We start from the raw sequence: 24945 nt of genomic DNA on the forward strand, positions 1-24945 counted from the left end.
CCGTGCCTTGTAAGTTCACGTGTGCGTACGGGTGGTTGCTGGTGCGGCGCGTGAGTTGACGGGGGTTGCGGGGATGGTGGGCCACAGGCCGAGTGACTGGCATGTCCTGGACCTGGACAAGGACCCGACTCCGGGGGATCCGCAGCGGGTGCGGACGCTCGCGAAGACGTTGCACGACTTCGCCGACGACGTGTCGGAGGCGTTGCGTCTGGTGAAGGGGATGGCGGGGGAGTCGACGCTCGCGCAGTGGGCGGGGAAGTCGGCGGCGGTCTTCAAGGAGGAGTTCGACGGGGTTCCCAAGAACCTGAGGAAGCTGGAGAAGTCGTACGGGTTGTGCGCTGACGCGCTCGCGGACTTCTGGCCGAAGCTGGAGCGGGCGCAGGCGCTGGCGGACCGGGCGCTCGTCAAGGCGCGCGAGGCCCGCCAGGATCTGTCCTCGGCGCAGTCGAAGCTGTCCTCGGCGGATTCGTGGGTGACGCGGGCGTCGAAGGAGGCGGACAAGTACAAGGACGATCCGACGGGCAGCAAGTCGGACGCGGACAAGCCGGACGAGGCGAAGGTCCGGGCCGCCACCCGGGACGTCCAGCACGCCAGGACCGCGCATGCCAACGCCCAGTCGGCCGTGAACGACGCGCAGAGTGCGCTGGACGCGGCGAAGAAGATGGCCGAGGACGCGCGCAGGATGCGTGAGGACGCGGCGCGGGAGGCCAAGGGCAAGATCGACGAGGCGTCCGACGCCGGGATCCAGAACCGGTCGTGGTGGGAGGAGGTCGGGGACTGGGTCTCCGACAACTGGGACAGCATCGTCGCGGTCTGCAAGGTCGTCGTCGCGGTCGTCGGCGTCATCGCGATGATCATCGGCGGTCCGATCCTGGGCGCGATCGTCCTGGTCGCCGCCCTCGTCGTCCTCGCCGACACGCTCTACAAATACAGCAAGGGCCAAGCGTCCTTGTGGGACGTAGGGTTCGCGGCTCTGGAATGCATACCCGGCATGAAGGGCCTGACCACCCTCGGCGGACTAGCCAAGGGACTCAAGGGCGGCATGGCGGCCGTGAAGGGGATCAAGGGCGGCCTCAAGGGCATGGGCCTGGCCCTGCGTGGCCTGGGCAAGAACGCCCGCGGCATGGTCACCGACGGAGTCAAGGGCGCGTACGACCGCGCCAGGACCCTGGTGCGTTCGAAGGGCAGTGACCCCGTCGACATGGCCACCGGCGCCATGTATCTGCCGCAGACGGATGTGGAGCTGCCCGGGCTGCTGCCCCTGGCGTTCACCCGGCGGGTCGCCTCCGACTACCGCTGCGGCTGGTGGTTCGGACCGACCTGGGCCTCCACCGTCGACCAGCGCCTGGAAGTCGACGAAGAGGGCGTCGTCCTCGTCACCGAGGACGGTCTGCTCCTCACCTATCCCCACCCGCAGGGGCCGGACGTGGCCGTGATGCCCGACTCCGGGCCCCGTCGGCCGCTGACCCGCAAGGACGACGGCGGCTACCGCATCGACGACCCGCTCACGGGTCGCACCCACCACTTCGCACGTCCCACCGCCGACGGCATCGCGCTCGTCGCCCGGATCACCGACCGCAACCAGCACACGATCAGCTTCGACCACGACGCATACGGCACGCCTCTCGCGATACGCCACTCCGGCGGCTATCACCTCAAGCTCACCACCGAGGAAGGACGTGTCACGGCCCTCAGCCTCGTGGCGGAGGACGGCACGGACATCGTCGTCAAGCGCTACGACTACGCCGATGACAACCTCGCCGCGGTGACCAACTCCTCCGGCATGCCGCTCCGGTTCACCTACGACGAGCGGGCGCGCGTCACGTCGTGGACCGACACCAACGAACGCCGCTATCTGTACGAGTACGACGACCGGGATCGCTGCGTCATGGAGGGCGGCGAGGCCGGACACATCGCGATCAGCCTCGACTACGACGGTGCCGACCCCGCCTGGCCCGACTGCCGCGTGACCACTCTGCGCACGGCCGACGGGTCCGTCTCCCGGTTCGTCGTGGATGACGGCTGCCTGGTGGTGGCCGAGGTCGACCCGATGGGTGGCACGGTCACCACCAGCTATGACCCGCACCAGCACGTCACCTCGACCACGGACCAACTCGGCTGCACCACGACCTTCGTGAACGACGAGTCGGGCCGGCCGGTCGTGGTGACGCGACCGGACGGTTCCGTCGTTCACATCACCTACGAGGGCGGCGGCTCTCCCACCGAGATCAACCTGCCGGACGGTTCCTCCTGGCGGTACACCCAGGACGAACGCGGCAACGTCACAGCCGTCACCGACCCGCTCGGTGCGACGGCCCACTTCGTACGCCGGCGGGACGGCGCCATCGTCGAAGCCCGGGACTCGGCGGGGCGGGAATCCCGTTTCGAGAACAACGCGGCCGGCCTGCCGCTGTCGGTGACCGACGGCCTCGGCCACACGACTCGGTACGCGTACAGCGCCTTCGGCCGGACCAGCTCGGTGACCAACGCACTGGGCCACGAAACGCGCCTGGACTGGACCGTTGAGGGGCGACTCGCCAGGCGGACCTATCCGGACGGGACGCGGGAGCACTGGGAGTACGACGGCGAAGGCAACTGTGTCCGTCACATCGACGCCCTCGGTCAGGTGAGCACGTTCGAGTACACCCACTTCGACCGGCTCAGCGCCCGCACCGGCCCGGGGGGCGAGCGGTACGCCTTCACGCACGACGCCGAGCTCCGGCTGACCGGCGTGACCAACCCGCAGGGACTGACCTGGGAGTACGCCTACGATGCCGCCGGTCGGCTCCTCGCGGAATCCGACTTCGACGGCCGCGTCACCCGCTACACGTACGACGCGGCGGGCCGCCTCGCCGGGCGGACCAACGCGCTGGGGCAGCACACCCGCTACGACCGGGACGACCTCGGACAGATCAGCGCCAAGCACGTGCAGGGCGTGACCACCGCGTACACGTATACGTCGAACGGCTCGCTGACCAGCGCCGTCAACGCGGACAGCAGTCTGTACGTCGAGCACGACGCGATGGGCCGGCGGATCAGGGAGACCGTCGACGGCCGAACCATCACCTTCTCCTACGACTCCGCCGGAAACCGCACCCTGCGCGTCACCCCCACGGGCGTCCGCAGCGGATGGGAGTACGACATCGCGGGCCGTCCCGCCCAGCTGACGACGGCAGGGCACACCGTCGACTTCTCCCACGACGCGGCGGACCGGGAAGTCGTCCGCCGCGTCGACGGCACGCTCGCCCTCACCCGCGGCTACGACAGTCTCGACCGGCTGACCGCGCTGGGCTGCACGGCCCCAGGCGACCGCCTGGTGGCGGAGCGCTCCTACACCTACCGGTCCGACGGCCATCTCACCGCCGTACAGGATGCCCGCGGCGGCGACCGCGGCTTCGACCTGGACGTCCACGGCCGAGTCACGGCCGTGCGCGCGACCGGCTGGAGCGAGCGCTATGTCTACGACTCCGCCGGCAACCAGACCGAGGCCGAATGGCCGGTGCCGGTTCCCGCCCAGGAGGCCGTCGGGCCGCGCACGTACACCGGCACGAGGCTGACGCGGGCCGGAGGGGTTCATTACGAGTACGACGCCCTGGGCCGCGTCGTCGTGCGCCGTAAGACGCGCCTCTCCCGGAAGCCCGATGTCTGGCGGTACGAATGGGACGCCGAGGACCGTCTTGCGGCAGTAGTCGCACCGGACGGCAGCCGCTGGCGCTACACCTACGACCCCCTGGGCAGACGCACCGCGAAACTCCGGCTGGGAGCCGACGGGGACACCGTCGTCGAACGGACGCTTTTCACCTGGGACGGCAACACTCTCTGCGAACAGAGCACCGAGCAAGGTGATACGGGCAGCAGGGCCACGCTCACCTGGGACCACGACGGGCTCTCTCCGGTGAGTCAGACCGAGCGCCTCTGGAGTGCCGACGCACCTCAGGACAGTGTCGACGAGCGCTTCTTCGCCATCGTCACCGACCTGGTCGGCACTCCGACGGAGCTGATCTCGCCGGACGGAGAGATCGCCTGGTACACCCGGTCGACGCTCTGGGGAACAACGGCTTGGAACCGCGACGCGACCGCGTACACCCCCCTGCGTTTTCCCGGCCAGTACCACGATGCGGAGACCGGCCTCCATTACAACCATCACCGGCACTACGACCCCGAGAGCGGCCGTTACACCAGCCCTGACCCGCTCGGTCTGCTGCCCGCGCCCAACCCGGTGACCTACGTCCACAACCCGCACACCTGGTCGGACCCGCTGGGGCTCGCCCCGCTGTGCCATCAGCACGGCGGCGACACGGGCAGTCCCGACGGCCTGGGTCTCCTCCCCGGGCCGGCGCCCCGGCACGCGGCGGACATGCTGGACAAGGTCAACGCCAGACCCGGAGGCATCGGGAAGGTCGACGGCTACCATGGCAACGCGAACTGGGGTAACAACAAGTCCGCCCTGCCCGGCGGAAAGTACAAGGAATGGGACGTCAACGCCAAGGTCGACCTCCCACAGTGCAGTGCGCCGGGCTGTGGAAAGGAGATCAGAGGTCCTGAGCGTCTGCTGACTCCGAAGGACGGGCCCGGACCCGCCTACTACACGCCAGACCACTACGGGACCTTCTACTACGTCGGTGAGTTCACAGGGTGATGCGACACATGGCTTCCTTCGACATCACGAGCACCTCGGAGCCCTGGGTTGTTTTCGCACCCCACGGGTCGGCCGTCGTTCAGGAGCAACTTTCCCGACTGGAGGGAAACGGCGGGCGCTGCTACTCCTTCGACGCCCATCGGCTTCTGAGCGAGCAGGGAATCCACCAGTCCTTCGCGGAGACCTTTCGTTTCCCCGGTTATTACGGACACAACTGGGACGCCTTGGTGGACTGCCTGGACGACCTGTGCGGAGAGGTCACGGGAGGCGTTGGCGTGGCAGGCGTGATCCAGGAGGCGGACCGGCTCCTGGAGGCGGATCATTTCCCCCTCTTCGTGTCCGTCCTCTGCCAGGGCGCCGACCGGGCGAACTCATCCGTCGACCTCGACGGGTTTCCGCTGGACCGCCCCGCCATTTCCGAGCACTTCGTTTTCGAGTTCCGCGACTTCGACCCCGGCAAGGTGCGGCGCCGGGTGGAGCAAAGGGATCTGATCGTCACCGAGGGGGACGGCTTCGTGGCGGCCTCCCTCGACCCCGAGGAATGGCATTGAACGGCGCCGACCCGCACGGGTGGGCGGGCCTGCCCGCAGCATGGGAGCCGACGGGCTCACGTTAGATTGACTTCGTGCTCTCTCGTCTCACGCGTCCCCAGTTCCTCGCCGTCTGCGGTCTGCCCGTCGTGGCGCTGCTCGCGGCCGCCGTGTTCGCGCCGTTGCCGTTCTCCGTGGCGCAGCCGGGGCTGACGGCCGACGTGCTGGGGGAGAACCAGGGGGCCGAGGTGATCACGATCAGCGGCGCGCCGACGCACGAGACCAGCGGGCAGCTGCGGATGACGACGATCGAGGCGACCGGGCCGGACGCGAGCATCCACCTGGGGGACGTGCTCGGCAGCTGGTTCGACACCGACCGGGCCGTGATGCCGCGTGACGCCGTCTACCCGAGCGGCGACGACGTGAGCGAGATCGAGCAGTACAACCAGGAGCAGATGAAGGAGTCCCAGGACTCCGCCACCGCGGCCGCGCTGCGGTACCTGCGGATGGACCAGGACGACGTGGACGTCGAGCTCCGCCTGGAGGACGTCGGCGGGCCCAGCGCCGGGCTGCTGTTCTCGCTCGGCATCGTCGACAAGCTCGGCGCCGGCGACCTCACCGGGGGCAAGGTCGTCGCGGGTACCGGGACCATCACCGACGGCGGCAAGGTCGGCGCCGTCGGCGGGGTGCCGCTCAAGACACAGGCCGCCCGGCGGGACGGGGCCACCGTCTTCCTGGTGCCGAAGGCGGAGTGCTCGGACGCGCAGGCCGAGCTGCCGAAGGGGCTGCGGCTGATCCCGGTGACGACGCTCGAGGGCGCGGTCGACTCGCTGAAGGCGCTGGAGAGCGGCAAGGGCAGCGTCCCCGCCTGCTGAGCGGACCGGCCCCTACCCCTCCTTCACGAAGCCCTTCTCCTTCATCCAGTCCAGCGCCACCTGGTGCGGGTCCTCGCCGTCCACGTCGACCTTCGCGTTCAGGGTCTGCGCCACGTCGTTGGTCAGCGCCTTCGTGACCGGGTCCAGGACCGACGCGATCGCCGGCCACTTCTTCAGGGTGGCCGTGCGGACCATGGGCGCCGCGTTGTAGTTCGGGAAGAACTTCTTGTCGTCCTCCATCACCACCAGGTTCATGGACTTGATCCGCCCGTCGGTGGTGTACACCTCGCCGTAGGTGCAGGCGCCCTTCGCGGTCTGGGTGTAGATGATGCCGGTGTCCATCTGGGTGATGTTCCCGGCGGGCGGCGACATGCCGTACGCCTTCTCCAGGCCCGGCAGGCCGTCCGCGCGGTTGGCGAACTCGCCCTCCACGCACAGCGTCACCGCACCCGGGTCCGACTTCGACAGGGCGGTGACCTCCGAGAGGGTCTTCGTCCGGTACTTCTTGTAGTTCGCCTGGTTCATCGCCAGCGCGTACGTGTTGTTCAGGCGGGCCGGCTCCAGCCACGTCAGGCCCTTCTTCGCGTCGGCCTCCTTCACCGCCTTCCACTGCTGCTCCGGGTCGGGGATCGGCTTGCTGTTGCCCAGGTACGTGATCCAGGCGGTGCCCGTGTACTCGTAGGTGGCGTCGGCGTCGCCGTTCTCGACCGCCGCGCGGGTGCCGACCGAGCCCTGGATGCCGGTGCGGTCGAGTACCTCCGCCCCGGCCGCCTCGAAGGCGATGCCCATGATCGCGCCGAGGACCAGTTGCTCGGTGAACTCCTTCGAGGTGACCGTGAGATCGGCCCCCTCCAGCGGCTTCCCCCTGCCGATGGTGCCCGGCTCCACGTCGTCGACCATCGGGGAGCCGCTGGTCAGACCGCAGCCGGCGGAGGCGGAAAGGAGTGCGGCGGCCAGCACCCAGCACGTGCGCCGTCTCATGTGCCCACCTCCAGGCCCCGCGGCCGCAGCAGCAGCTCCGCCAGCGAGGCCAGCCAGTCCACCAGCAGGGCGAGGGCGACGGTGAGGATCGAGCCCAGCACCAGCACCGGCATCCGCTGACTGGTGATGCCGGTGGTGATCAGCACGCCCAGGCCACCGCCGCCGCCGAAGGTCGCCAGCGTCGCCGTACCGACGTTCAGGACCAGGGCCGTGCGCACACCGGCCAGGATGAGCGGGACGGCCAGGGGGAGTTCCACCCGGGCGAGGACGCCCAGCGGGGACATGCCGATGCCGCGGGCCGCCTCCAGGAGCGTCGGGTCGTTGGCCTTCAGACCGGCGATGGTGTTGGAGAGCACGGGCAGGACGGCGTAGATGATGATGCCGATCAGGGCGGCCCGGCGGCCGATGCCCAGCCAGATCACCAGCAGCGCCAGCAGGCCGATCGCCGGCGTCGCCTGGCCCATGTTGGCGAAGGCCATCGCGACCGGAGTGGCCTTGCGGAACGCCTTGCGGGTGAGCAGGATGCCCAGCGGGATCGCGATGATCAGCACGAAGAAGGTGGAGATCACCGTGAGCTGGACGTGCTGCCACAGGGCCTTGGTGACCTGGCCGTTGCCGAGGGCGTTGCGGCTGAGCGCGTCCAGGTCCGCCTGCCGGTACCACAGCCAGGTCGCCAGCAGTACGGCGATCAGGACGACGGGCAGGAAGGTCAGCTTGCGCCAGCCGACCCGGGGGCCCGCCGCCACCGGGGGCGGCGGGGGAGCCCCGCCCTCCTCCTCGTCCCGCTCGTCCCGGTCGTCCCGGAAGGCGAGCCCCTTGACCTCGTGCTCGCCCGCGGGGCGGCGGCCGGGCAGGGGCCGGGAGGAGCCGCTCACGCGCGGCCTCCGACCTCGCCGAAGCCCTCCTGCTCGGTGTGCGTCTGGGTGGCCCGGGTCTCCTCCAGGTCGTGCTGGTGCTCCAGCGCGTCCAGCCGGTCGGCCTCCAGCAGTTCGTGCACGGAGTTCATCAGCGTCTCCATGTCCACGACGCCCTCGTACGCGCCGCGCCGCCCGGTGACCGCGACCCGCCCCGCGTTGTCGGTGAGCACCGCCTCCAGCGCGTCCCGCAGCGTCGCGTCCCGGGTCACCGTGTCGTGGACCAGCGTCCCGGCCCGCGCCAGCGAGCCCCTGGCCCGCATCAGGTCGCCGCGCCGCAGCCACTTGTAGGGGCGCCCGCGCCGGTCCAGGAGCAGGATCTCGTTGGTGCCCGACTCCCGCAGCCGGTCGAAGATGTGCTGGAGCGGGTCCTCCACGGTCACCGTCGGGTAGTCCGTGATGCCCACGTCCCGCACCCGGGTCAGGTTCAGGCGCTTGAGGGCCGCGCCCGCGCCGACGAAGCCGGAGACGAAGTCGTCCGCCGGGTTGGTGAGGATGGCCTCCGGGGTGTCGAACTGCGCGATGTGGGAGCGTTCGCGCAGCACCGCGATCCGGTCGCCCAGCTTGATCGCCTCGTCGAAGTCGTGGGTGACGAAGACGATCGTCTTGTGCAGTTCGTGCTGGAGGCGGATCAGCTCGTCCTGGAGGTGGTCCCGGGTGATCGGGTCGACCGCGCCGAACGGCTCGTCCATCAGCAGCACCGGCGGGTCGGCCGCCAGCGCCCGCGCCACGCCCACCCGCTGCTGCTGGCCGCCGGAGAGCTGGCGCGGATAGCGGCCGTGGAACTCCCCGGCGTCCAGGCCGACCAGGTCCAGCATCTCCTCCACCCGCGACCTGATCCGGGCCTTCGACCAGCCGATCATCTTCGGTACCAGCGCGATGTTCTGGGCGACGGTCATGTGCGGGAAGAGACCGGAGGACTGGATCGCGTAGCCGACCTTGCGGCGCAGCTTCACCGGGTCGATGTCGGTGACGTCCTCGCCGTTGATGCGGATGCGGCCGCCGCTGGGCTCGATCAGCCGGTTGATCATCTTCAGGGTGGTGGACTTCCCGCAGCCCGAGGGGCCCACGAAGATGACCGTCTCCCCGGCCTTGATCTCCATCGACACGTTCTCGACGGCGGGCTGCGCATTGCCCGGGTAGCGCTTGGTGAGGGCCTCCAGCTCGATGGTCGCGCCGGTGGCGCCGCCGGACGCCTCGCCGCGGCCGTCGTCGGCGACGGAACCGGACACGGAAGTCTCAGACACGGATCCCCCTCGGAATGGTCAGCCGTCCCAGCAGCACGTACGCCGCGTCGAACAGCAGGGCCAGGACGATGATCCCGAGCGTGCCCGCGAGGACCTGGTTGAGCGCGTTCTTGCTGCCCAGCGAGGCGATCCCGCGGAAGATCTCGTTGCCCAGGCCCGGCCCCGAGGCGTAGGCGGCGATCGCCGCGATGCCCATCAGCATCTGCGTGGAGACCCGGATGCCGGTCAGGATCGGCGGCCACGCCAGCGGCAGCTCCACCCGCAGCAGCCGGGCCGGCCGCGACATCCCGATGCCCTTGGCGGCGTCCACCAGCGCCGGGTCGACGCCGCGCAGGCCCACGATCGAGTTCCGCACGATCGGCAGCAGCCCGTACAGGGTCAGCGCGGTCACCGTCGGCGGCACGCCGAGACCGACGATCGGGATCAGCAGACCGATCATGGCCAGCGACGGGATGGTGAGGATGGTCGACGTGGTCAGGGTCGCCAGGTTCCCCGCCCAGTCGCTGCGGTAGGTGAGGACGCCGATCAGCACCCCGATCAGGGTCGCCACGACCATGCACTGGAAGACCGCGCTGGCGTGCTGGTAGGCGTCGGCGAGCAGCTGCTGGTGGCGACTGCCCAGGAAGTCCCAGAAGTTCACGTCCGCTCACCTCCGGGATCGGGCCCGCCTCAGTCGTGTCCGCCGCTGTCCTCGGCCGCCTGCTCCACCAGCGGGATGATCCGCAGCGGAACGGGGTTCTCCATGACGATCGCCGTGGCGGCCCGGACGATGCCATCAAAACCGACAACCCGGTCGATCACCCGCTGGAGATCGGCGTTCGAGCGGGCCACCAGACGGCACAGCATGTCCCCGGTACCGGTCGTGGTGTGCAGCTCCAGCACCTCCGGCACGGTCGCCAAGTGCGCCCGTACATCGGCTCCTTGGCCCTGCCGGATCTCCAGCGTGGCGAACGCGGTGACCGGGTAGCCGAGGGCCGCCGGGTCCACCTCCGGACCGAATCCGCGGATGACTCCGTTCGACTGAAGCCGGTCGAGCCGCGCCTGCGCCGTGCCGCGCGCCACGCCGAGCCGCCGGGACATCTCCAGCACCCCGATCCGCGGCTCCCGCGCCAGCAGCCCGATGATCCGCCCGTCCAGCCGGTCGATCCCCTTGCCCGCCACAGCCACACCCTCCCCGCTGGTCATCCTGTACAGATCGCCTGCACCGACCGGCGTATCACTGGGCAGGTTGCCCAGTGAAGACGCAAACTATTGCGCACCTTGCGGACAGGGGAGAACCTGCGGCTATGACGCAGACCACACACCACACTCCCGACACCGCCCGGCAGGCCGACCCCTTCCCGGTCAAGGGAATGGACGCGGTCGTCTTCGCCGTGGGCAACGCCAAGCAGGCCGCGCACTACTACTCCACCGCCTTCGGCATGAAGCTGGTCGCCTACTCCGGACCGGAGAACGGCAGCCGGGAGACCGCGAGCTACGTCCTGGAGAGCGGCTCCGCCCGCTTCGTGTTCACCTCGGTGATCAAGCCCTCGACCGACTGGGGCACCTTCCTCGCCCAGCACGTCGCCGAGCACGGCGACGGCGTCGTCGACCTCGCCATCGAGGTGCCGGACGCGCGCGCCGCCCACGCCTACGCCGTCGAGCACGGCGCCCGCTCGCTCGCCGAGCCGCACGAGGTCAAGGACGAGCACGGCACCGTCGTCCTCGCCGCCATCGCCACCTACGGCGAGACCCGGCACACCCTCGTCGAGCGCACCGGCTACGACGGCCCGTACCTGCCCGGGTACGTCGCCGCCAAGCCGATGGTCGCCCCGCCCGAGCAGCGCGTCTTCCAGGCCGTGGACCACTGCGTCGGCAACGTCGAACTCGGCCGCATGAACGAGTGGGTCGGCTTCTACAACAAGGTCATGGGCTTCACGAACATGAAGGAGTTCGTGGGCGACGACATCGCCACCGAGTACAGCGCGCTGATGTCGAAGGTCGTGGCCGACGGCACCCTCAAGGTCAAGTTCCCGATCAACGAGCCCGCCGTCGCCAAGAAGAAGTCCCAGATCGACGAGTACCTGGAGTTCTACGGCGGCGCCGGCGTCCAGCACATCGCGCTGAACACCAACGACATCGTGGCGACCGTCCGCGCGATGAAGGCGGCCGGCGTCGAGTTCCTGGACACCCCCGACTCGTACTACGACACGCTCGGCGAGTGGGCCGGCGAGACCCGGGTGCCGGTCGACATCCTGCGCGAGCTGAAGATCCTCGTCGACCGCGACGAGGACGGCTACCTGCTGCAAATCTTCACCAAGCCGGTCCAGGACCGGCCGACCGTCTTCTTCGAGATGATCGAGCGCCACGGCTCCATGGGCTTCGGCAAGGGCAACTTCAAGGCCCTGTTCGAGGCGATCGAGCGCGAGCAGGAGAAGCGCGGCAACCTCTGACCCACCCCCTAGGCGGGCGGGCCCTCCACCGGGGGCTCGCCCAGCTCCGCCAGCGCCCGCTTCGCCTCCGGCACCCGCAGCGGCGAGAAGTACGGGTTGATCGTCAGCGCCTCCCCGAGGTGCCGCCGCGCGGGCCCGTGCCGCCCCAGCTCCTTCTCGATCACCCCCCGGTGGAACACGTACAGCGCGCTGCGCACCCCGCCGCCCTTGTCGCCGTCGGTCGCGAGCGTCGCGAACTCCAGCGCCTCCTCGTCCGCACCGGTGCGGTGCAGCGCCCAGCCCAGCGCGTCGGCGACCGCCGTCCCCGGCTGCCGGCCCCACTCCGCCCGCAGCCGCTCCACCGCCGCCGCCGGATCCCCGTGGTCGGCGTCGAGCCGCCCCAGCACCAGCTGCTCGTCGGCCCCGGCCGCCTCGGCCTCCCGCGCCCGCTCCCGCAGCAGGTCGTACTCCACCCGCGCCGCCTGCCCGAGGCCCAGCGACTCGTACAGCTCGCCCAGCTCCAGCGCGTACTCGGGGCTGGGCCGCTTGGCCAGCGCCGCCTGGTACGCGGACAGCGCCTCCGTCGTCCGGCCCAGCGCCGCCAGCGCCCGGCCCTGCCCGGCCTGCGCGGCCCGCTGGTCGGGATCGGTGCGCAGCGCCTCCTGGAAGAAGCGCAGCGCCTCCGCCCGCTCCCCGCGCTCGAACGCCAGCCGCCCGGCCTGCTCCAGGTACGCCGCCCGCTCCGCCGGTGCCTCGGCCGCCGCCGCGGCGTCCGAGATCCGGGCCGCCGCGTCCTCCCGCCAGCCCCGGTCCCGGTAGACGCCCGCCGCCAGCGCCCCCGCCGCCGCAGCGTCCGGGCGCAGCTCCATCACCTTGTCCAGGGCCCGGCCGACGCCCTTGTCGTCGCCGAGCCCGGAGTACGCGCCGATCAGCACCGCGTGCGCGGTCCACCGCTTCGGCGCCGCCCGCACCGCGCTCTCGCCCCACTTCTTCGCCGTGGGGAAGTCCCGGCGGGCCACCGCCAGCGCCGCGAGCCCCTCCAGGGCCTGCGGGTTGCGCTCCGGTCCCGTCCTCAGCGAGGTGCGCAGCGCCTTCTCGGCCTTCGGCCAGTTCGCGCCGTCCGCCGTACGGCGGCCCTGCTCGACGTAGGCCGCGCCGAGCACCGCCCACGACGCCCCGTCCAGCGGGTGCGCCCGCAGATGGGTCTCCCGGTCGCCGATCAGCGCGGCCAGGTCCGGCAGCGCCGCGGGCACACCGCTGGTGACCGCCCCGCGCGCCAGCGCCGCCGGACCCGGCGCGGGCGGGGGAGCGTCACCGGCCTCCCAGGGGAGCAGCACCAGGACCCCGCCGAGCACGGCGGCCCCGGCGACGGACGCGATCAGCACCCGGCGCCCGCGGCGCGGCCGCCGCCCGGGTGCCGGTGCCTCGCCCTGTCCCCGCCGGGTGAGCCTCTCCATGACCTCCATGGCGCTCACTGTGCGCCCATACGACGATCACACCGGGCAGGTGACGGGTGCCGCCCGCGGGGTTCACACCGATGGCCGTGGATGCGAGCCTGTGATCATGAGCCGTATCGAAGCGCCTCGCGACGAAGACGACGCAGCCGCGGCGGTCGACAGCACCCCCGGCAGCACTCCAGGCAGCCCCGCCGGCGATCGGAGCACTCTCGTCGACCGGCTGCTGGCCGGTCTGCCCGCCGGGTCCGTCCTCACCGACCCCGACGTCACGGCCTCCTACGCCAACGACATGGCGAGCTTCTGCCCGGCCGGCGCCCCCGCCGCGGTCGTCCTGCCGCGCACCGTGGAGGACGTCCAGCACGTCATGCGCACCGCCACCGAGCTGCGCGTCCCGGTGGTCCCGCAGGGCGCCCGCACCGGCCTGTCCGGCGCGGCCAACGCCACCGACGGCTGCGTGGTCCTCTCCCTGACGAAGATGGACCGCATCCTGGAGATCAACCCGGTCGACCGCGTCGCCGTCGTCGAACCGGGCGTCGTCAACGCCGTGCTTTCCCGCGCGGTGAACGAACACGGCCTCTACTACCCGCCGGACCCCTCCAGCTGGGAGATGTGCACCATCGGCGGCAACATCGGCACCGCCTCGGGCGGCCTGTGCTGCGTCAAGTACGGGGTGACCGCCGAGTACGTCCTCGGCCTGGACGTCGTCCTCGCCGACGGCCGCCTGATGTCCACCGGGCGCCGCACCGCCAAGGGCGTCGCCGGGTACGACCTCACCCGGCTCTTCGTGGGCTCCGAGGGCTCCCTCGGCATCGTCGTGAAGGCGGTCCTCGGACTGCGTCCCCAGCCGCCCGAGCAGCTGGTGCTGGCCGCCGAGTTCGCCTCCGCGTCCGCCGCCTGCGACGCGATCTGCCGGATCATGGAAGGGGGCCACGTCCCCTCCCTCCTCGAACTGATGGACCGTACGACCGTCAAGGCGGTCAACGACCTCGCCCACATGGGCCTGCCGGAGACCACCGAGGCACTCCTGCTCGCCGCCTTCGACACCACCGACCCGGCCGCCGACCTCGCCGCCGTCGGCGCGCTGTGCGAGGCCGCGGGCGCCACCCAGGTGGTCCCGGCCGAGGACGCGGCCGAGTCCGAACTCCTCCTCCAGGCCAGGCGCCTGGCCCTCACCGCCCTCGAAGCCGTCAAGGGCACCACGATGATCGACGACGTGTGCGTGCCCCGCTCCCGGCTCGGCGAGATGCTGGAGGGCATCGATCGCGTCGCCGCGAAGTACGGCCTCACCATCGGGGTCTGCGCCCACGCGGGCGACGGCAACACCCACCCCACCGTCTGCTTCGACGCCCAGGACCCCGACGAGTCCCGGCGGGCCCGCGAGTCCTTCGACGAGATCATGGCGCTCGGACTGGAGCTCGGCGGCACCATCACCGGCGAGCACGGTGTGGGCGTCCTGAAGAAGGAGTGGCTGGCGCGGGAGATCGGCCCGGTGGGCCTGGAGATGCAGCGGGCCGTCAAACAGGTCTTCGACCCGCTGGGCATCCTCAACCCGGGCAAGCTCTTCTGACCGCCGCCGCTCCTCACCGGGCGAGCAGCTCGGCCAGCCCGTCGTCGATCCCGAGCTGCGCGCCCTCGGTCCCGGGCGGCACCGTCCGCAGGGTCCGCTCCAGCCAGGCCGACACCTGCGGCGTGGGCGCCTCCAGGAGGGCGTCGCCGTCCGGGCTGCTCAGCGCGATCAGCACGACGCTGCGGCCCTCCGCCTTCGACGGCCACACCCGCACGTCCCCGTGCCCGGACGGCCGGAAGACGCCCTCCACCAGGAGGTCGCGGGCGAACGTCCAGTGCACCGGGTGGCCGGAGTCGATGTGGAAGGTGATGTGCACGGCGTAGGGGTCGTCGGTGTGGTAGACGAGCCGGGCCGGCACCGGGATGCCGTGCTCGGGCGACAGGATGAGCCGCAGCTCCAGTTCGCGTTCCACGACGGTGGGGCCGGCGGGGTTGGTGTACATGGCGGGTTCCTCTCCCGGATCTCGTGCGGTCCTTTCCCGGGGAGACCGGCCGGGGGCCGGAGCATTACGCGCGTTCGGGGAAATATTTTTCGCGCGCGCCGGGCCGGGGCGCGGCCCGGATGTGAAGGTCCCGGCACGAGGTTGCCCGGAAAGGGGTGGGTACGGCGGGACCGGCGGTGCGGATTGCGCCCGTCTGATAGATGTTGAGGCCCCCCTATCAACCCCCGAGCAGATACGGGACGACGGACATGAGCGCCCCAACCCCGGCCCCCGGCGACGACAGGCCCCGCGAAGGGTATTACCCGGACCCGTCCATTCCCGGATACGTCCGGTACTGGAACGGCGCCTCCTGGGTGGCGGGCACCAGCCGCCCCGCCCCCAAGGACGGCGAGCCGCTCGCACCTCCGCCCGGCGCACGGCCCTCCGTCGAGGAGACCGGGCCGCACTTCTTCGACGAGGACCCGGTCGAGGAAGACCCGCCGCCCGCCGCCGCGTCCCAGCACGGCAGCCGCCCCGAGTCCGCCACCGCCTGGGGCGCCGACCGGGCCGGCCGGCCCGGCGGTCCCGCCGACGCCCCGGAGCAGCGCGTCGCCTGGCCCGGCCCGGCGCGGGGCGCGGACCCGCGCGTCCCGCACGCCCGGCAGGCGGCGCCCCCGGCCGACGGGGCCGCGGGCTCCGGCACGGCAGCGGGGTCCACCGCGGCGCCGGGCACGGGGGCGGGCTCAGCGGGGCCGGCGGGACAGGCGGGGCCGGCGGGCGGTGACGGGCCCGCGCCGGACGCCGCGGCCGCGTCCGGTGCGGCGCGGCAGGACGCCTCGGCGGGCGCCGCGTCCGGCGAGGCGGAGGCCCAGGCAGGCAACACCTTCGTCTTCCGCCGGCCCGCGGCGGGCCGGCCGGACGCCCCCGCCGCCGCGGAGGACGAGGGCACGATGACCTTCCGCGCGGTCACCCCTCGCACGGGCACGCGCCCCGGGGGTCCTGGTGCTTCCGGTGCCGGTTCGTCCGGTCCCGGTCCTCTTCCCGGCTCGGGTTCCGGGTCCGGTCCTGTTCCCGGCTCGGGTTCGGGCTCCGGTCCTGCTCCCGGCTCTGGTCATGGCGCCGGCCCCGGTGCCGGTTCCGGTGCCGGTTCCGGACCCGGTTTCGGTGCCGGCAAGGCCGCCGCCGCCCGGGCCGCCGCCGCGCAGGCTCCCCCGACGCCCGCCGCCCCGGCGGTGCCCCACCAGGCACCCCCGCCGCAGCCCTCCGCCTCCGCGCCGGTCGCGGCGGGCGGTCCCGGCGGCGGCCAGACCTCCTGGGCGCAGCAGGTGCACCGGCTGGCCGGGGCGGGCGGGGACGAGCAGCCCGTCGCACCGTGGAAGCCGCCGGTCGAGGACGTGTTCCAGGCCGCCGCCCGGCGCCAGGCGGCGGCCCGGCCCGCCGGTCTCGGCAGGCGGCTGGCCGCCCGGCTGATCGACACGGTCGTCCTCGCGGGCGTCACCGCCGTCGCCGCCGTACCGCTCGGCCTCAAGGCGGTCGACCACGTCAACGACAAGATCGACGAGGCCAAGCTCTCCGGCGAGACCGTCACGGTCTGGCTGCTGGACGGCACGACGTCCACGTACCTGGGCATCGTGCTCGCCGTCCTGCTGCTCTTCGGCGTGGCCTACGAGGCGCTGCCCACCGCCAAGTGGGGCCGCACGCTGGGCAAGAAGCTGCTCGGCCTGGAGGTACGGGACATCGAGGCGCACGAGCCGCCGTCCTTCGGCGCGGCCCTGCGCCGCTGGCTGGTCTACAGCGTCCCGGGCCTCCTGGCCGTCGGCGTGGTCGGCGTCGCCTGGTGCCTGTTCGACCGCCCGTGGCACCAGTGCTGGCACGACAAGGCCGCCGGCACGTTTGTCGCGGGCTAGCTGGGCAGGGGGCGGGGAGCGGGGGGTTCGTTTTCGGCTGCGGGTGCGTTGTGGTTGCTCGCGCAGTTCCCCGCGCCCCCTTTCAGGGGCGTTCAGTGCACGTACCTCAAGGGGCGCGGGGAACTGCGCGACCAGCCCCCACGCATCCGCACTCGCCGACGCACCGTCATACCCCGCCCGGACGGCGTCGGACCACGCACCCGCACTACTCCGGACGGCCGCTCGCCGGATGCGAGGAGATGGACTCCGGGTTCGACTCGGGACATGAGCAGCGAACCGCCCCCCGGCTCCGGCGGGCAGCAGCCGCCGGACGACGACCCGCTGAGGAAGAACCCCTACGACAACCCGCCTCCGCCCCCGCCCCCCGGCGGAGGTGGCCCTCACGGCAGCCCCCCGCCCCCCGGCGGCGGAGGTCCCTACGGTGGGCCTCCTCCCGGCGGCGGTCCCTACGGCGGTGACCCGTACGGCGGTGGCGGCCGCCCCGGCGACCCGCTGGCCGGGATGCCCCCGCTCGCCGACAGCGGACGCCGCACGCTCGCGCGGATCATCGACATGATCCTGGTGGGCATCGTGGTCTGGTTGCTCAGCTGGGCCTTCAACGTCCAGGAGTACACGGTGGACGGCGACGACGTCTCCGTCGGCAAGTCCTTCGGGCAGTCCGTGATCGCCGCCGTGCTCTACATCGCGTACGACACCTACATGATCACGAGGACGGGCCAGACCCTGGGCAAGAAGTGGCTCGGGATGCGGGTGGCCAACCTGGACAACGGGGCGACGCCCGCGGTGCAGACGTCGCTGATCCGTGCCCTGGTGCTGTGGATCCCGTTCGCGTTCTGCTGTGCCTGCGTGTGGACGATCATCGCGGGTGGCTGGAGCTTCTTCGACAAGCCCTACAAGCAGGGCCTGCACGACAAGGCGGCCAAGACGGTCGTGGTCAGCACCCGTTGACGGACGCGGGCGCTCAGGCGGCCCTCCCGCGCGTCGCCTCGCCCGCACCCGCGGAGACCCGGGCCCCCGTGGGCACCCGCACCGGCTCCCGGTGCGCGGTGAGGCGCTGGGCCGGCACGGCGGTCACCGCGCGCGTCCTGGGCTGGGGGACCGTCATGGCGACCAGCAGCCCGAGGGCGAGGGCCGCGACGGCGATGAGGGCGACTCCGGGGCCCGAACTCGTCTGCGACAGCAGCAGCATGGCGAGTGTCGAGAAGATCACGGTGCACGTACCGTAGGCGAACTGTGCGGCAGTCGGACGGGGCATGGCCATCGTGTCCTCGGAAGGCAATCATGGGGGCTAGACAGGCTGTCGGCCTGGCTTTCCGCCGGTCTCCGGGCGTTCCGCCAAGCGACTCTAACCCGCTGTGTGCCCGAGCGGAACCAGTACTAAGCCCGACCTAACCGGCACGGCCGATGCACGGGGGGCGCACGGATTCATGACGTCCGGGAAGTGGACGGTCCCGCGCGCCCGTCGGGCCGTGCGGAGCCCGCCGTACCGGGCGAAGGTCACGATCCGGTGTCCGCAAAGCGAACGGCGACTCCGCATAGTGCACTTGTTCTGCTCAAGTCAAGGTCTGTCTTTTCCGTCGAACCTCTAGTCAAATGTCGTCACTTGACTACACGCGTTGATCACGTGTGCGCGGACTATGCACTGTCCTAGGTCCCCCATCCGCGCGCGTGCACGCGGGGGAGGAACTCAAGTGACCAGAAGATCCTGGACGTTCAGAACGGCGGCGACCACCGTCGCACTCGCCGCCGCGACCGCCACGCTCTCGGCGGCCGGTGTGGCGCAGGCGGACTCGCCGTCCCGGCCCGAGGCCGTGAACCGCCACGACCCCAGCCCGGACAAGACCGCGCGCTCCCACGACCTCAAGGGCCCCCTGAGCGACACTCAGGCCGCCCAGCGGGAGGAGGCGCTCAAGCAGGTCATATCCGGCAACGCGTCGGTGAAGAAGAAGGACGGCTCCAACGTCGTCCAGCTGAAGAGCAAGAAGGGCGACGCCAAGTACGTCGAGCTGGGCCGGGAGAAGACCGACAAGATCTTCACCATCCTGGTCGAGTTCGGCGACAAGGTCGACAGCCGCTACGGCGGCACCCCCGGTCCGCTGCACAACCAGATAGCCAAGCCGAACCGCAAGACGGACAACTCCACGGCCTGGCAGGAGGACTACGACCAGGAGCACTTCCAGGACCTGTACTTCGGTTCCGGCAAGGGCGTCAACTCGGTCAAGACCTACTACGAGAAGCAGTCCTCCGGCCGCTACTCGGTCGACGGCGAGGTCTCCGACTGGGTCAAGGTCCCCTACAACGAGGCCCGCTACGGCTCCAACAAGTGCGACCCCGACAACTGCGCCTGGTACGCGGTGCAGGACGGCGTCACCGCCTGGGTCGCCGACCAGAAGGCGGCCGGCCGCACCGACGCCCAGATCAAGTCCCAGCTGACCCAGTACGACCAGTGGGACCGCTACGACTTCGACGGCGACGGCGACTTCAACGAGCCCGACGGCTACATCGACCACTTCCAGATCGTGCACGCCGGCGAGGACGAGTCCGCGGGCGGCGGCGCGCAGGGCGAGGACGCGATCTGGGCCCACCGCTGGTACGCCTTCGGCACCGACGCCGGCGCCACCGGCCCCGCCGACAACAAGCTCGGCGGCACCCAGATCGGCGACTCCGGCATCTGGGTCGGCGACTACACCATCCAGCCGGAGAACGGCGGACTCGGCGTCTACGCGCACGAGTACGGCCACGACCTCGGCCTGCCGGACCACTACGACACGGCCGGCGGCGACAACTCCACCGGCTTCTGGACGCTGATGTCGTCCGGCTCCTGGCTGGGCACCGGCCGCAACGAGATCGGCGACCTGCCCGGCGACATGAACGCCTGGGACAAGCTCCAGCTGGGCTGGCTGAACTACGACACCGCCAAGGCGGGCGTCAACTCCTGGCACAAGCTGGGCCTGGCCGAGTACAACACCAAGCACAAGCAGGGCCTGGTCGTCGAGCTGCCGAAGGAGAAGGTCACCACCGAGATCGTGACCCCCGCCGAGGGCGAGACCCAGTGGTGGAGCGGCAGCGGCAACGACCTCAAGAACACCCTGAGCCGCAGCGTCGACCTCACCGGCAAGTCGGCAGCCTCCCTCACCCTGGACGGCTGGTACGACATCGAGGCCGACTACGACTTCCTCTACACCGAGGTGTCCACCGACGGCGGCGCCAACTGGACCGCGATCGACGGCACCTTCGACGGGCAGCCGATCCAGCGCGACGGCAGTGACAAGCCCGCCCTGAGCGCCACCGTGGACGCCTACGGCAAGCTGGTCTACCCGCTGGACGCCTACGCCGGCAAGAAGATCGACCTGCGCTTCCGCTACCAGACCGACGGCGGCCTGGCCATGAAGGGCTTCACCGCCGACGAGATCGCGGTGACGGCCGACGGCGAGACCCTCTTCTCCGACAACGCGGAGACCGAGGACGCCGCGTGGACGGCGAACGGCTTCACCCGCAAGGGCGCGTCCTTCACCAAGGAGTACGCGCAGTACTACATCGCCGAGAACCGGCAGTACGTGTCGTACGACAAGACGCTGAAGACCGGCCCGTACAACTTCGGCTTCTCGGAGCGCCCGAACTGGGTCGAGCACTACGCGTACCAGAACGGCCTGCTGATCTGGAAGTGGGACACCTCCCAGGCTGACAACAACACCAGCCAGCACCCGGGCAAGGGCCTGGTCCTGCCGATCGACTCGCACCCGACCGCGCTGAAGTGGAAGGACGGCACGGTCATGCGCAACCGCTTCCAGGCGTACGACTCGCCGTTCAGCCTCTACCGCACGGACGGCATGACACTGCACAAGGCGGACGTCGCGAAGTACGTCCCGGGCTCGAAGGGCGTCTCGGTCTTCAACGACCGCACGAACGACTACTACGACCCGGCGAACCCGACCGGCGGTGTCAAGATCACTGACACCAACACGAAGATCAAGATCCTGGAGGAGGCCAAGAACGGCTCGACGATCGAGCTCGAGGTTGGCCCCGCAGGCAGGTAAATAGCATCTGCCCAGGTCAGAGCATGATCGGCGGTGACCCCCTGGCGGGTCGCCGCCGATCCGTGTTTAGGTGCGTCCTGTGGTTCTCTTATTGACACCGGGCCCGGTACCCGGACCGACCCAGGCTGACTCGGGGGTATGACCGCATGGCCGCAGGAGGCTTCTGCAAGCTGCCGAACGGCACGGTGGTGGTGGCACTGAACCTGCCCAGCCCCGCCCCGTCGAGCGGCGGCAGCGTGCGTTTTCTCGTCCACGCCCAGAACCGGGCGCGCGCCCTGACCAGGCTGCGCAACCTGGGGCTGCGCAGCGTCTACCTGCGGGGCAACGCGGCCCCGCCGACGCCGGACGAGGTCACCGCGGTCCTGCACCACCCGGACGGGCTGATATGGCGCACGGCACCGGTGGCGGGCACGGTCGGCGGCCCCGACCTGGTCCAGGAGCTGTGGCACCCGATCCGCGCCCTGCTCAGACGCCCGACCGCTCAGACGTAGGAGCCCCCGGGGGCTACTGCACGACCGGCTTCCCGGACAGCTCCACGCCCGCCTCCCGCAGCTCCTCCAGCGCCCGCTCCGTGGTCTCCACGGCCACGCCGGCGGTCAGGTCGAGCAGCACCTGCGTACGGAAGCCCTCGCGGGCGGCGTCCAGGGCGGTGGCCCGCACGCAGTGGTCGGTGGCGATGCCCACCACGTCGACCTCGTCGATCTCGCGGGTGCGCAGCCACTCGGCGAGGCCCGTGCCGTTCTCGTCGGCGCCCTCGAAGCCGCTGTAGGCGGCCGCGTACGCCCCCTTGTCGAAGACGGCGTCTATCGCGCCGGAGGCGACGGCGGGGGCGAAGTTCGGGTGGAAGCCGACCCCCTCGGTACCGGCGACGCAGTGCGCCGGCCAGGAGTGGACGTAGTCCGGGTTGTCGGCGAAGTGGCCGCCCGGTGCGACGTGGTGGTCCCGGGTGGCCACCACGTGGCGGTAGCCGGCGGGCGCCTGCCCGATCAGCTCGGTGATGGCGGCGGCCACGTCGGCACCGCCGGACACGGCGAGGCTGCCCCCTTCGCAGAAGTCGTTCTGCACGTCTACGACGATCAAGGCGCGGCGCATGGTCGGTGTCCTTCGGCTTGGTCGGCTGTGGGTCGGGAGGGTCGGCGGGAGCGGGTGTGGCCGGACGGACGGGGCTGATTCGGCCCTTGTGGGGCCGCACCAGCTTTAGCTACCCGAGCCTCACTGTGCGTACTCCGTCGGAATGACGGGTTCCCCACGGGAGAGCTGGGTGGCGGACAGCGGGAGGTTGGCGCGGGCGGCGGCGTGCCGGTCCCGGGCGGCGTCCAGCGGCTCGCGGGCGACGACCTCGCCGCCCTTGACCAGCTCGACCAGGAGCTGCCGGTCGGCCAGCGCGTCGGGCACCGGCCCGGTGCCCACCACCTCGGCCTCGGCGTGCCCGTCCGCGTCCAGGCGCCGCGCGGCCCACTTGCGGCCGCCGACGGAGGTCTTGCCGCCGCTGGACTTCTTGGCCACCGGCACCAGCGGCGCCCCCTGCGCGCCGGACTCGGCGCGGGCGACCAGCTTGTAGACCATCGAGGCCGTCGGGTGCCCGGAGCCGGTGACCAGCTGGGTGCCGACGCCGTAGGCGTCCACGGGCGCCGCCGCCAGCGAGGCGATGGCGTACTCGTCCAGGTCCGAGGTCACCACGATCTTCGTGTCCGTCGCGCCCAGCTCGTCGAGCTGCTGGCGCACCCGGTGGGCGACGAGCAGCAGGTCGCCGGAGTCGATGCGTACCGCGCCCAGCTCGGGCCCGGCGACCTCCACGGCCGTGCGGACGGCCTCGGCGACGTCGTAGGTGTCCACCAGGAGCGTGGTGTCCCGGCCCAGCGCGTCGACCTGGGCGCGGAAGGCGTCCCGCTCGTTGTCGTGCAGCAGGGTGAAGGCGTGGGCGGAGGTGCCGACGGTGGGGATGTGGTAGCGGAAGCCCGCGGCCAGGTCCGAGGTGGTGGCGAAACCGCCGACGTAGGCCGAGCGGGCGGCGGCCACGGCGGCCAGCTCGTGGGTGCGGCGGGCGCCCATCTCGATCAGCGGCCGGTCCCCGGCGGCGGAGGACATGCGGGAGGCGGCGGCGGCGATCGCCGAGTCGTGGTTGAGGATGGAGAGGATCACCGTCTCCAGCAGCACGCACTCGCCGAAGGTGCCCTCGACCCGCATGATCGGCGAGCCGGGGAAGTACACCTCGCCCTCGGGGTAGCCCCAGATGTCGCCGCTGAACCGGTACTGGGCTAGCCAGTCCAGGGTCTCCTCGTCGACGATGTCCTGCTCGCGCAGGAAGCGCAGCACGTCCGCGTCGAAGCGGAAGTTTTCCACCGCGTCCAGCACTCGCCCGGTGCCCGCCACCACGCCGTAGCGGCGGCCGTCCGGCAGCCGCCGGGTGAAGACCTCGAACACGCTGCGCCGCCCGGCCGTACCGGCCTTCAGGGCGGCCCGCAGCATGGTCAGCTCGTACTGGTCCGTGAAGAGCGCCGTCGAGGGGACGTCCACCGGCAGCCCAAGGTCCGCTGTGTTCATAGGCTGGATCGTACCCCCATTTCGTCACTCTGACGATTTCGATGTCCGTCCGGCCCTGGTGACACCCGCCACAGGCCCGTTTGTGCGGGTGCCCCCCTGTGGTGGCAGCATGGGCTGTGTGACGGCAGCCGCACCCATGGAGATCGAGAAGACCGAGCCGACGGAGGAGGTCTTCGCCGTACCCGAGCCCGACGTGCCCTGGGTGACGATCGTCCACAACGATCCCGTCAACCTCATGAGCTACGTGACGTACGTCTTCCAGTCGTACTTCGGCTACTCCAAGGACAAGGCCACCAAGCTCATGATGGATGTCCACCACAAGGGCCGGGCGGTCGTCTCCAGCGGCAGCCGGGAGGAGATGGAACGGGACGTACAGGCCATGCACGGCTACGGCCTGTGGGCCACCCTCCAGCAGGACCGGAAATGAGCCCGGAAACGACCCATGCCCGCCCGCAGGACGGAAGCAGCTGAATCGCCTTCATGCCCGGACAATTCGAACCGCTCCCCGGCGGCGGCGCGGCCGTCGCGCTCGACGACGTCGAGATCTCCATCATCCGCTCGCTGGCCGTGCAGCTCCTGGAGCTGATCGGCCCGGGGCCCGCCGAGGACGCCTCCGACGACCCGCTCGCCGAGCTGTTCGCCGAGGGCCCGAGCGAGCCGCCCTCCGACCCGGTGCTGCGCCGCCTGTTCCCGGACGCCTACGGCGACCCCGAGGGCGCCCCGCAGGCCCAGGAGGCCGAGGAGCAGCGGGCGCACTCCGCGGAGTTCCGCCGCTACACCGAGAACGACCTGCGGGCCGGCAAGCGGGACAACGCGCTGGCCGTGGTGCGCACCCTGGACGCCCTCTCCTCCGCGTCGGCGGGCGAGGAGGGCGCGGTGCTGAAGCTGTCGCCCGAGGAGTCCCAGCAGTGGCTGCGCGCCCTGAACGACCTGCGCCTGGCGATCGGCTCCCGCCTGGAGATCGCCGACGAGGACGACACCGACCTGCTCTACCGGCTCCCGGACGAGGACCCGCGCAAGCCGATGGTGATGGCCTACCTGTGGCTCGGCGGGCTCCAGGAGTCGCTCGTCGCGACCCTTATGCCCTGACCGATACCGTTTGGTCACTCTCCGTGTCCGCTCAGCGGGACCTCAAATCCGGATAACGATCCCGTCAAAGCCGCGCCTCCTTTGTCCCGGAGGTGCGGCTTTCGTCCGCTTCTCCCTGTGTGACACGTCACAGGCCGCCCCTGTGATCAGCGCCGCCGCCGTGGTAAATCTTCACGACCGCCCGGCGAACACCACCCGAATGTTCGGCCGGGTGCGCCACCGAGCCGGCAGACCGCCGGCCAGGCACCGAGCGGGATGTGAGGCCCGCTCAGCTCCATCATCCGGGGGGATCGAGACCCGATCCGAGGCCGACAGAAGGTCCGGAT

The 24945-nt window shown here is 71.1% G+C and carries 21 protein-coding genes; 11 read left to right on the plus strand and 10 right to left on the minus strand.

The window, feature by feature from the left end; genetic code table 11:
- Nucleotides 1–73: 73 nt before the first annotated feature.
- The 3 genes from B9W62_RS23880 (at nucleotide 74) to B9W62_RS23890 (ending at nucleotide 6044) form a co-directional block, all read left to right on the plus strand.
- Nucleotides 74–4639 (plus strand): RHS repeat-associated core domain-containing protein, encoded by a 4566-nt coding sequence (locus tag B9W62_RS23880; protein WP_087809074.1) that lies wholly within the window; start codon nucleotides 74–76, stop codon nucleotides 4637–4639.
- A gap of 8 nt (nucleotides 4640–4647) precedes the next feature.
- Nucleotides 4648–5190: a barstar family protein gene (locus B9W62_RS23885; RefSeq protein ID WP_087809075.1), complete on the plus strand. Its 543-nt coding sequence runs from the start codon at nucleotides 4648–4650 to the stop codon at nucleotides 5188–5190.
- 74 nt (nucleotides 5191–5264) lie between these two features.
- Nucleotides 5265–6044 (plus strand): S16 family serine protease, encoded by a 780-nt coding sequence (locus B9W62_RS23890; protein ID WP_087809076.1) that lies wholly within the window; start codon nucleotides 5265–5267, stop codon nucleotides 6042–6044.
- A 12-nt stretch (nucleotides 6045–6056) separates the two neighbouring features.
- On the opposite strand, the gene B9W62_RS23895 is transcribed toward B9W62_RS23890, so the two are convergent.
- From B9W62_RS23895 to B9W62_RS23915, 5 genes are read right to left on the minus strand one after another with little or no spacing between them, the layout of a single operon-like run.
- On the minus strand, nucleotides 6057–7025 hold the full coding sequence (locus tag B9W62_RS23895) for a glycine betaine ABC transporter substrate-binding protein (RefSeq protein ID WP_087809077.1): 969 nt from the start codon (nucleotides 7023–7025) through the stop codon (nucleotides 6057–6059).
- Complete coding sequence (locus tag B9W62_RS23900; protein WP_087809078.1) at nucleotides 7022–7900, minus strand: ABC transporter permease; 879 nt, start codon at nucleotides 7898–7900, stop codon at nucleotides 7022–7024. The genes B9W62_RS23895 and B9W62_RS23900 overlap by 4 nt, the downstream gene beginning before the upstream one ends.
- On the minus strand, nucleotides 7897–9171 hold the full coding sequence (locus B9W62_RS23905; protein ID WP_087809079.1) for a betaine/proline/choline family ABC transporter ATP-binding protein: 1275 nt from the start codon (nucleotides 9169–9171) through the stop codon (nucleotides 7897–7899). The genes B9W62_RS23900 and B9W62_RS23905 overlap by 4 nt, the downstream gene beginning before the upstream one ends.
- A gap of 7 nt (nucleotides 9172–9178) precedes the next feature.
- On the minus strand, nucleotides 9179–9826 hold the full coding sequence (locus B9W62_RS23910; protein WP_007450107.1) for an ABC transporter permease: 648 nt from the start codon (nucleotides 9824–9826) through the stop codon (nucleotides 9179–9181).
- Nucleotides 9827–9855: 29 nt separating this feature from the next.
- Nucleotides 9856–10371 (minus strand): Lrp/AsnC family transcriptional regulator, encoded by a 516-nt coding sequence (locus tag B9W62_RS23915; protein WP_179235632.1) that lies wholly within the window; start codon nucleotides 10369–10371, stop codon nucleotides 9856–9858.
- A 101-nt stretch (nucleotides 10372–10472) separates the two neighbouring features.
- Between B9W62_RS23915 and hppD the strand changes: the two genes are divergently transcribed.
- Entirely contained in the window at nucleotides 10473–11618 is a 1146-nt protein-coding gene (gene hppD, locus B9W62_RS23920; protein WP_052841708.1) for a 4-hydroxyphenylpyruvate dioxygenase, read from the plus strand.
- Nucleotides 11619–11626: 8 nt separating this feature from the next.
- Here hppD and B9W62_RS23925 read toward each other — a convergent pair whose 3' ends face one another.
- A complete protein-coding gene (locus tag B9W62_RS23925) occupies nucleotides 11627–13063 on the minus strand; it encodes a tetratricopeptide repeat protein (protein ID WP_179235633.1) in 1437 nt (478 codons plus the stop codon).
- Between the two features lie 91 nt (nucleotides 13064–13154).
- On the opposite strand from B9W62_RS23925, the gene B9W62_RS23930 reads away from it, so the two are divergent.
- The gene (locus B9W62_RS23930; protein ID WP_087809081.1) at nucleotides 13155–14621 is read left to right on the plus strand and encodes an FAD-binding oxidoreductase; all 1467 of its coding nucleotides are present in this window, start codon (nucleotides 13155–13157) and stop codon (nucleotides 14619–14621) included.
- Nucleotides 14622–14634: 13 nt separating this feature from the next.
- Here B9W62_RS23930 and B9W62_RS23935 read toward each other — a convergent pair whose 3' ends face one another.
- Complete coding sequence (locus B9W62_RS23935; protein WP_087809082.1) at nucleotides 14635–15063, minus strand: SsgA family sporulation/cell division regulator; 429 nt, start codon at nucleotides 15061–15063, stop codon at nucleotides 14635–14637.
- Between the two features lie 248 nt (nucleotides 15064–15311).
- On the opposite strand from B9W62_RS23935, the gene B9W62_RS23940 reads away from it, so the two are divergent.
- Together B9W62_RS23940 and B9W62_RS23945 are read left to right on the plus strand one after the other, a co-directional pair.
- Nucleotides 15312–16949, plus strand: a complete 1638-nt coding sequence (locus B9W62_RS23940; RefSeq protein ID WP_087809083.1) for an RDD family protein — start codon at nucleotides 15312–15314, stop codon at nucleotides 16947–16949.
- A gap of 264 nt (nucleotides 16950–17213) precedes the next feature.
- The gene (locus B9W62_RS23945; RefSeq protein WP_179235635.1) at nucleotides 17214–17897 is read left to right on the plus strand and encodes an RDD family protein; all 684 of its coding nucleotides are present in this window, start codon (nucleotides 17214–17216) and stop codon (nucleotides 17895–17897) included.
- 13 nt (nucleotides 17898–17910) lie between these two features.
- Here the strand turns inward: B9W62_RS23945 and B9W62_RS23950 are convergent, their stop codons facing one another.
- Nucleotides 17911–18204 (minus strand): hypothetical protein, encoded by a 294-nt coding sequence (locus B9W62_RS23950; protein ID WP_179235636.1) that lies wholly within the window; start codon nucleotides 18202–18204, stop codon nucleotides 17911–17913.
- Nucleotides 18205–18640: 436 nt separating this feature from the next.
- Here B9W62_RS23950 and B9W62_RS23955 point away from each other — a divergent pair, with 436 nt between their 5' ends.
- Together B9W62_RS23955 and B9W62_RS23960 are read left to right on the plus strand one after the other, a co-directional pair.
- Nucleotides 18641–20986, plus strand: coding sequence for an immune inhibitor A domain-containing protein (locus tag B9W62_RS23955; protein ID WP_087809085.1), 2346 nt, complete (start codon nucleotides 18641–18643; stop codon nucleotides 20984–20986).
- A 146-nt stretch (nucleotides 20987–21132) separates the two neighbouring features.
- Entirely contained in the window at nucleotides 21133–21477 is a 345-nt protein-coding gene (locus B9W62_RS23960; protein ID WP_087809086.1) for a hypothetical protein, read from the plus strand.
- A 13-nt stretch (nucleotides 21478–21490) separates the two neighbouring features.
- Here the strand turns inward: B9W62_RS23960 and B9W62_RS23965 are convergent, their stop codons facing one another.
- Complete coding sequence (locus tag B9W62_RS23965; RefSeq protein ID WP_087809087.1) at nucleotides 21491–22078, minus strand: nicotinamidase; 588 nt, start codon at nucleotides 22076–22078, stop codon at nucleotides 21491–21493.
- A gap of 120 nt (nucleotides 22079–22198) precedes the next feature.
- Nucleotides 22199–23530, minus strand: coding sequence for a nicotinate phosphoribosyltransferase (locus tag B9W62_RS23970; RefSeq protein ID WP_087809088.1), 1332 nt, complete (start codon nucleotides 23528–23530; stop codon nucleotides 22199–22201).
- A gap of 109 nt (nucleotides 23531–23639) precedes the next feature.
- On the opposite strand from B9W62_RS23970, the gene clpS reads away from it, so the two are divergent.
- Together clpS and B9W62_RS23980 are read left to right on the plus strand one after the other, a co-directional pair.
- Nucleotides 23640–23957: an ATP-dependent Clp protease adapter ClpS gene (clpS, locus tag B9W62_RS23975; protein WP_087809089.1), complete on the plus strand. Its 318-nt coding sequence runs from the start codon at nucleotides 23640–23642 to the stop codon at nucleotides 23955–23957.
- Between the two features lie 53 nt (nucleotides 23958–24010).
- Entirely contained in the window at nucleotides 24011–24619 is a 609-nt protein-coding gene (locus tag B9W62_RS23980) for a DUF2017 domain-containing protein (protein ID WP_087809090.1), read from the plus strand.
- The last annotated feature ends 326 nt before the right edge of the window (nucleotides 24620–24945 follow it).

This window comes from Streptomyces sp. CS113 (genome assembly GCF_002188365.1).
Lineage (GTDB): Bacteria > Actinomycetota > Actinomycetes > Streptomycetales > Streptomycetaceae > Streptomyces > Streptomyces tendae.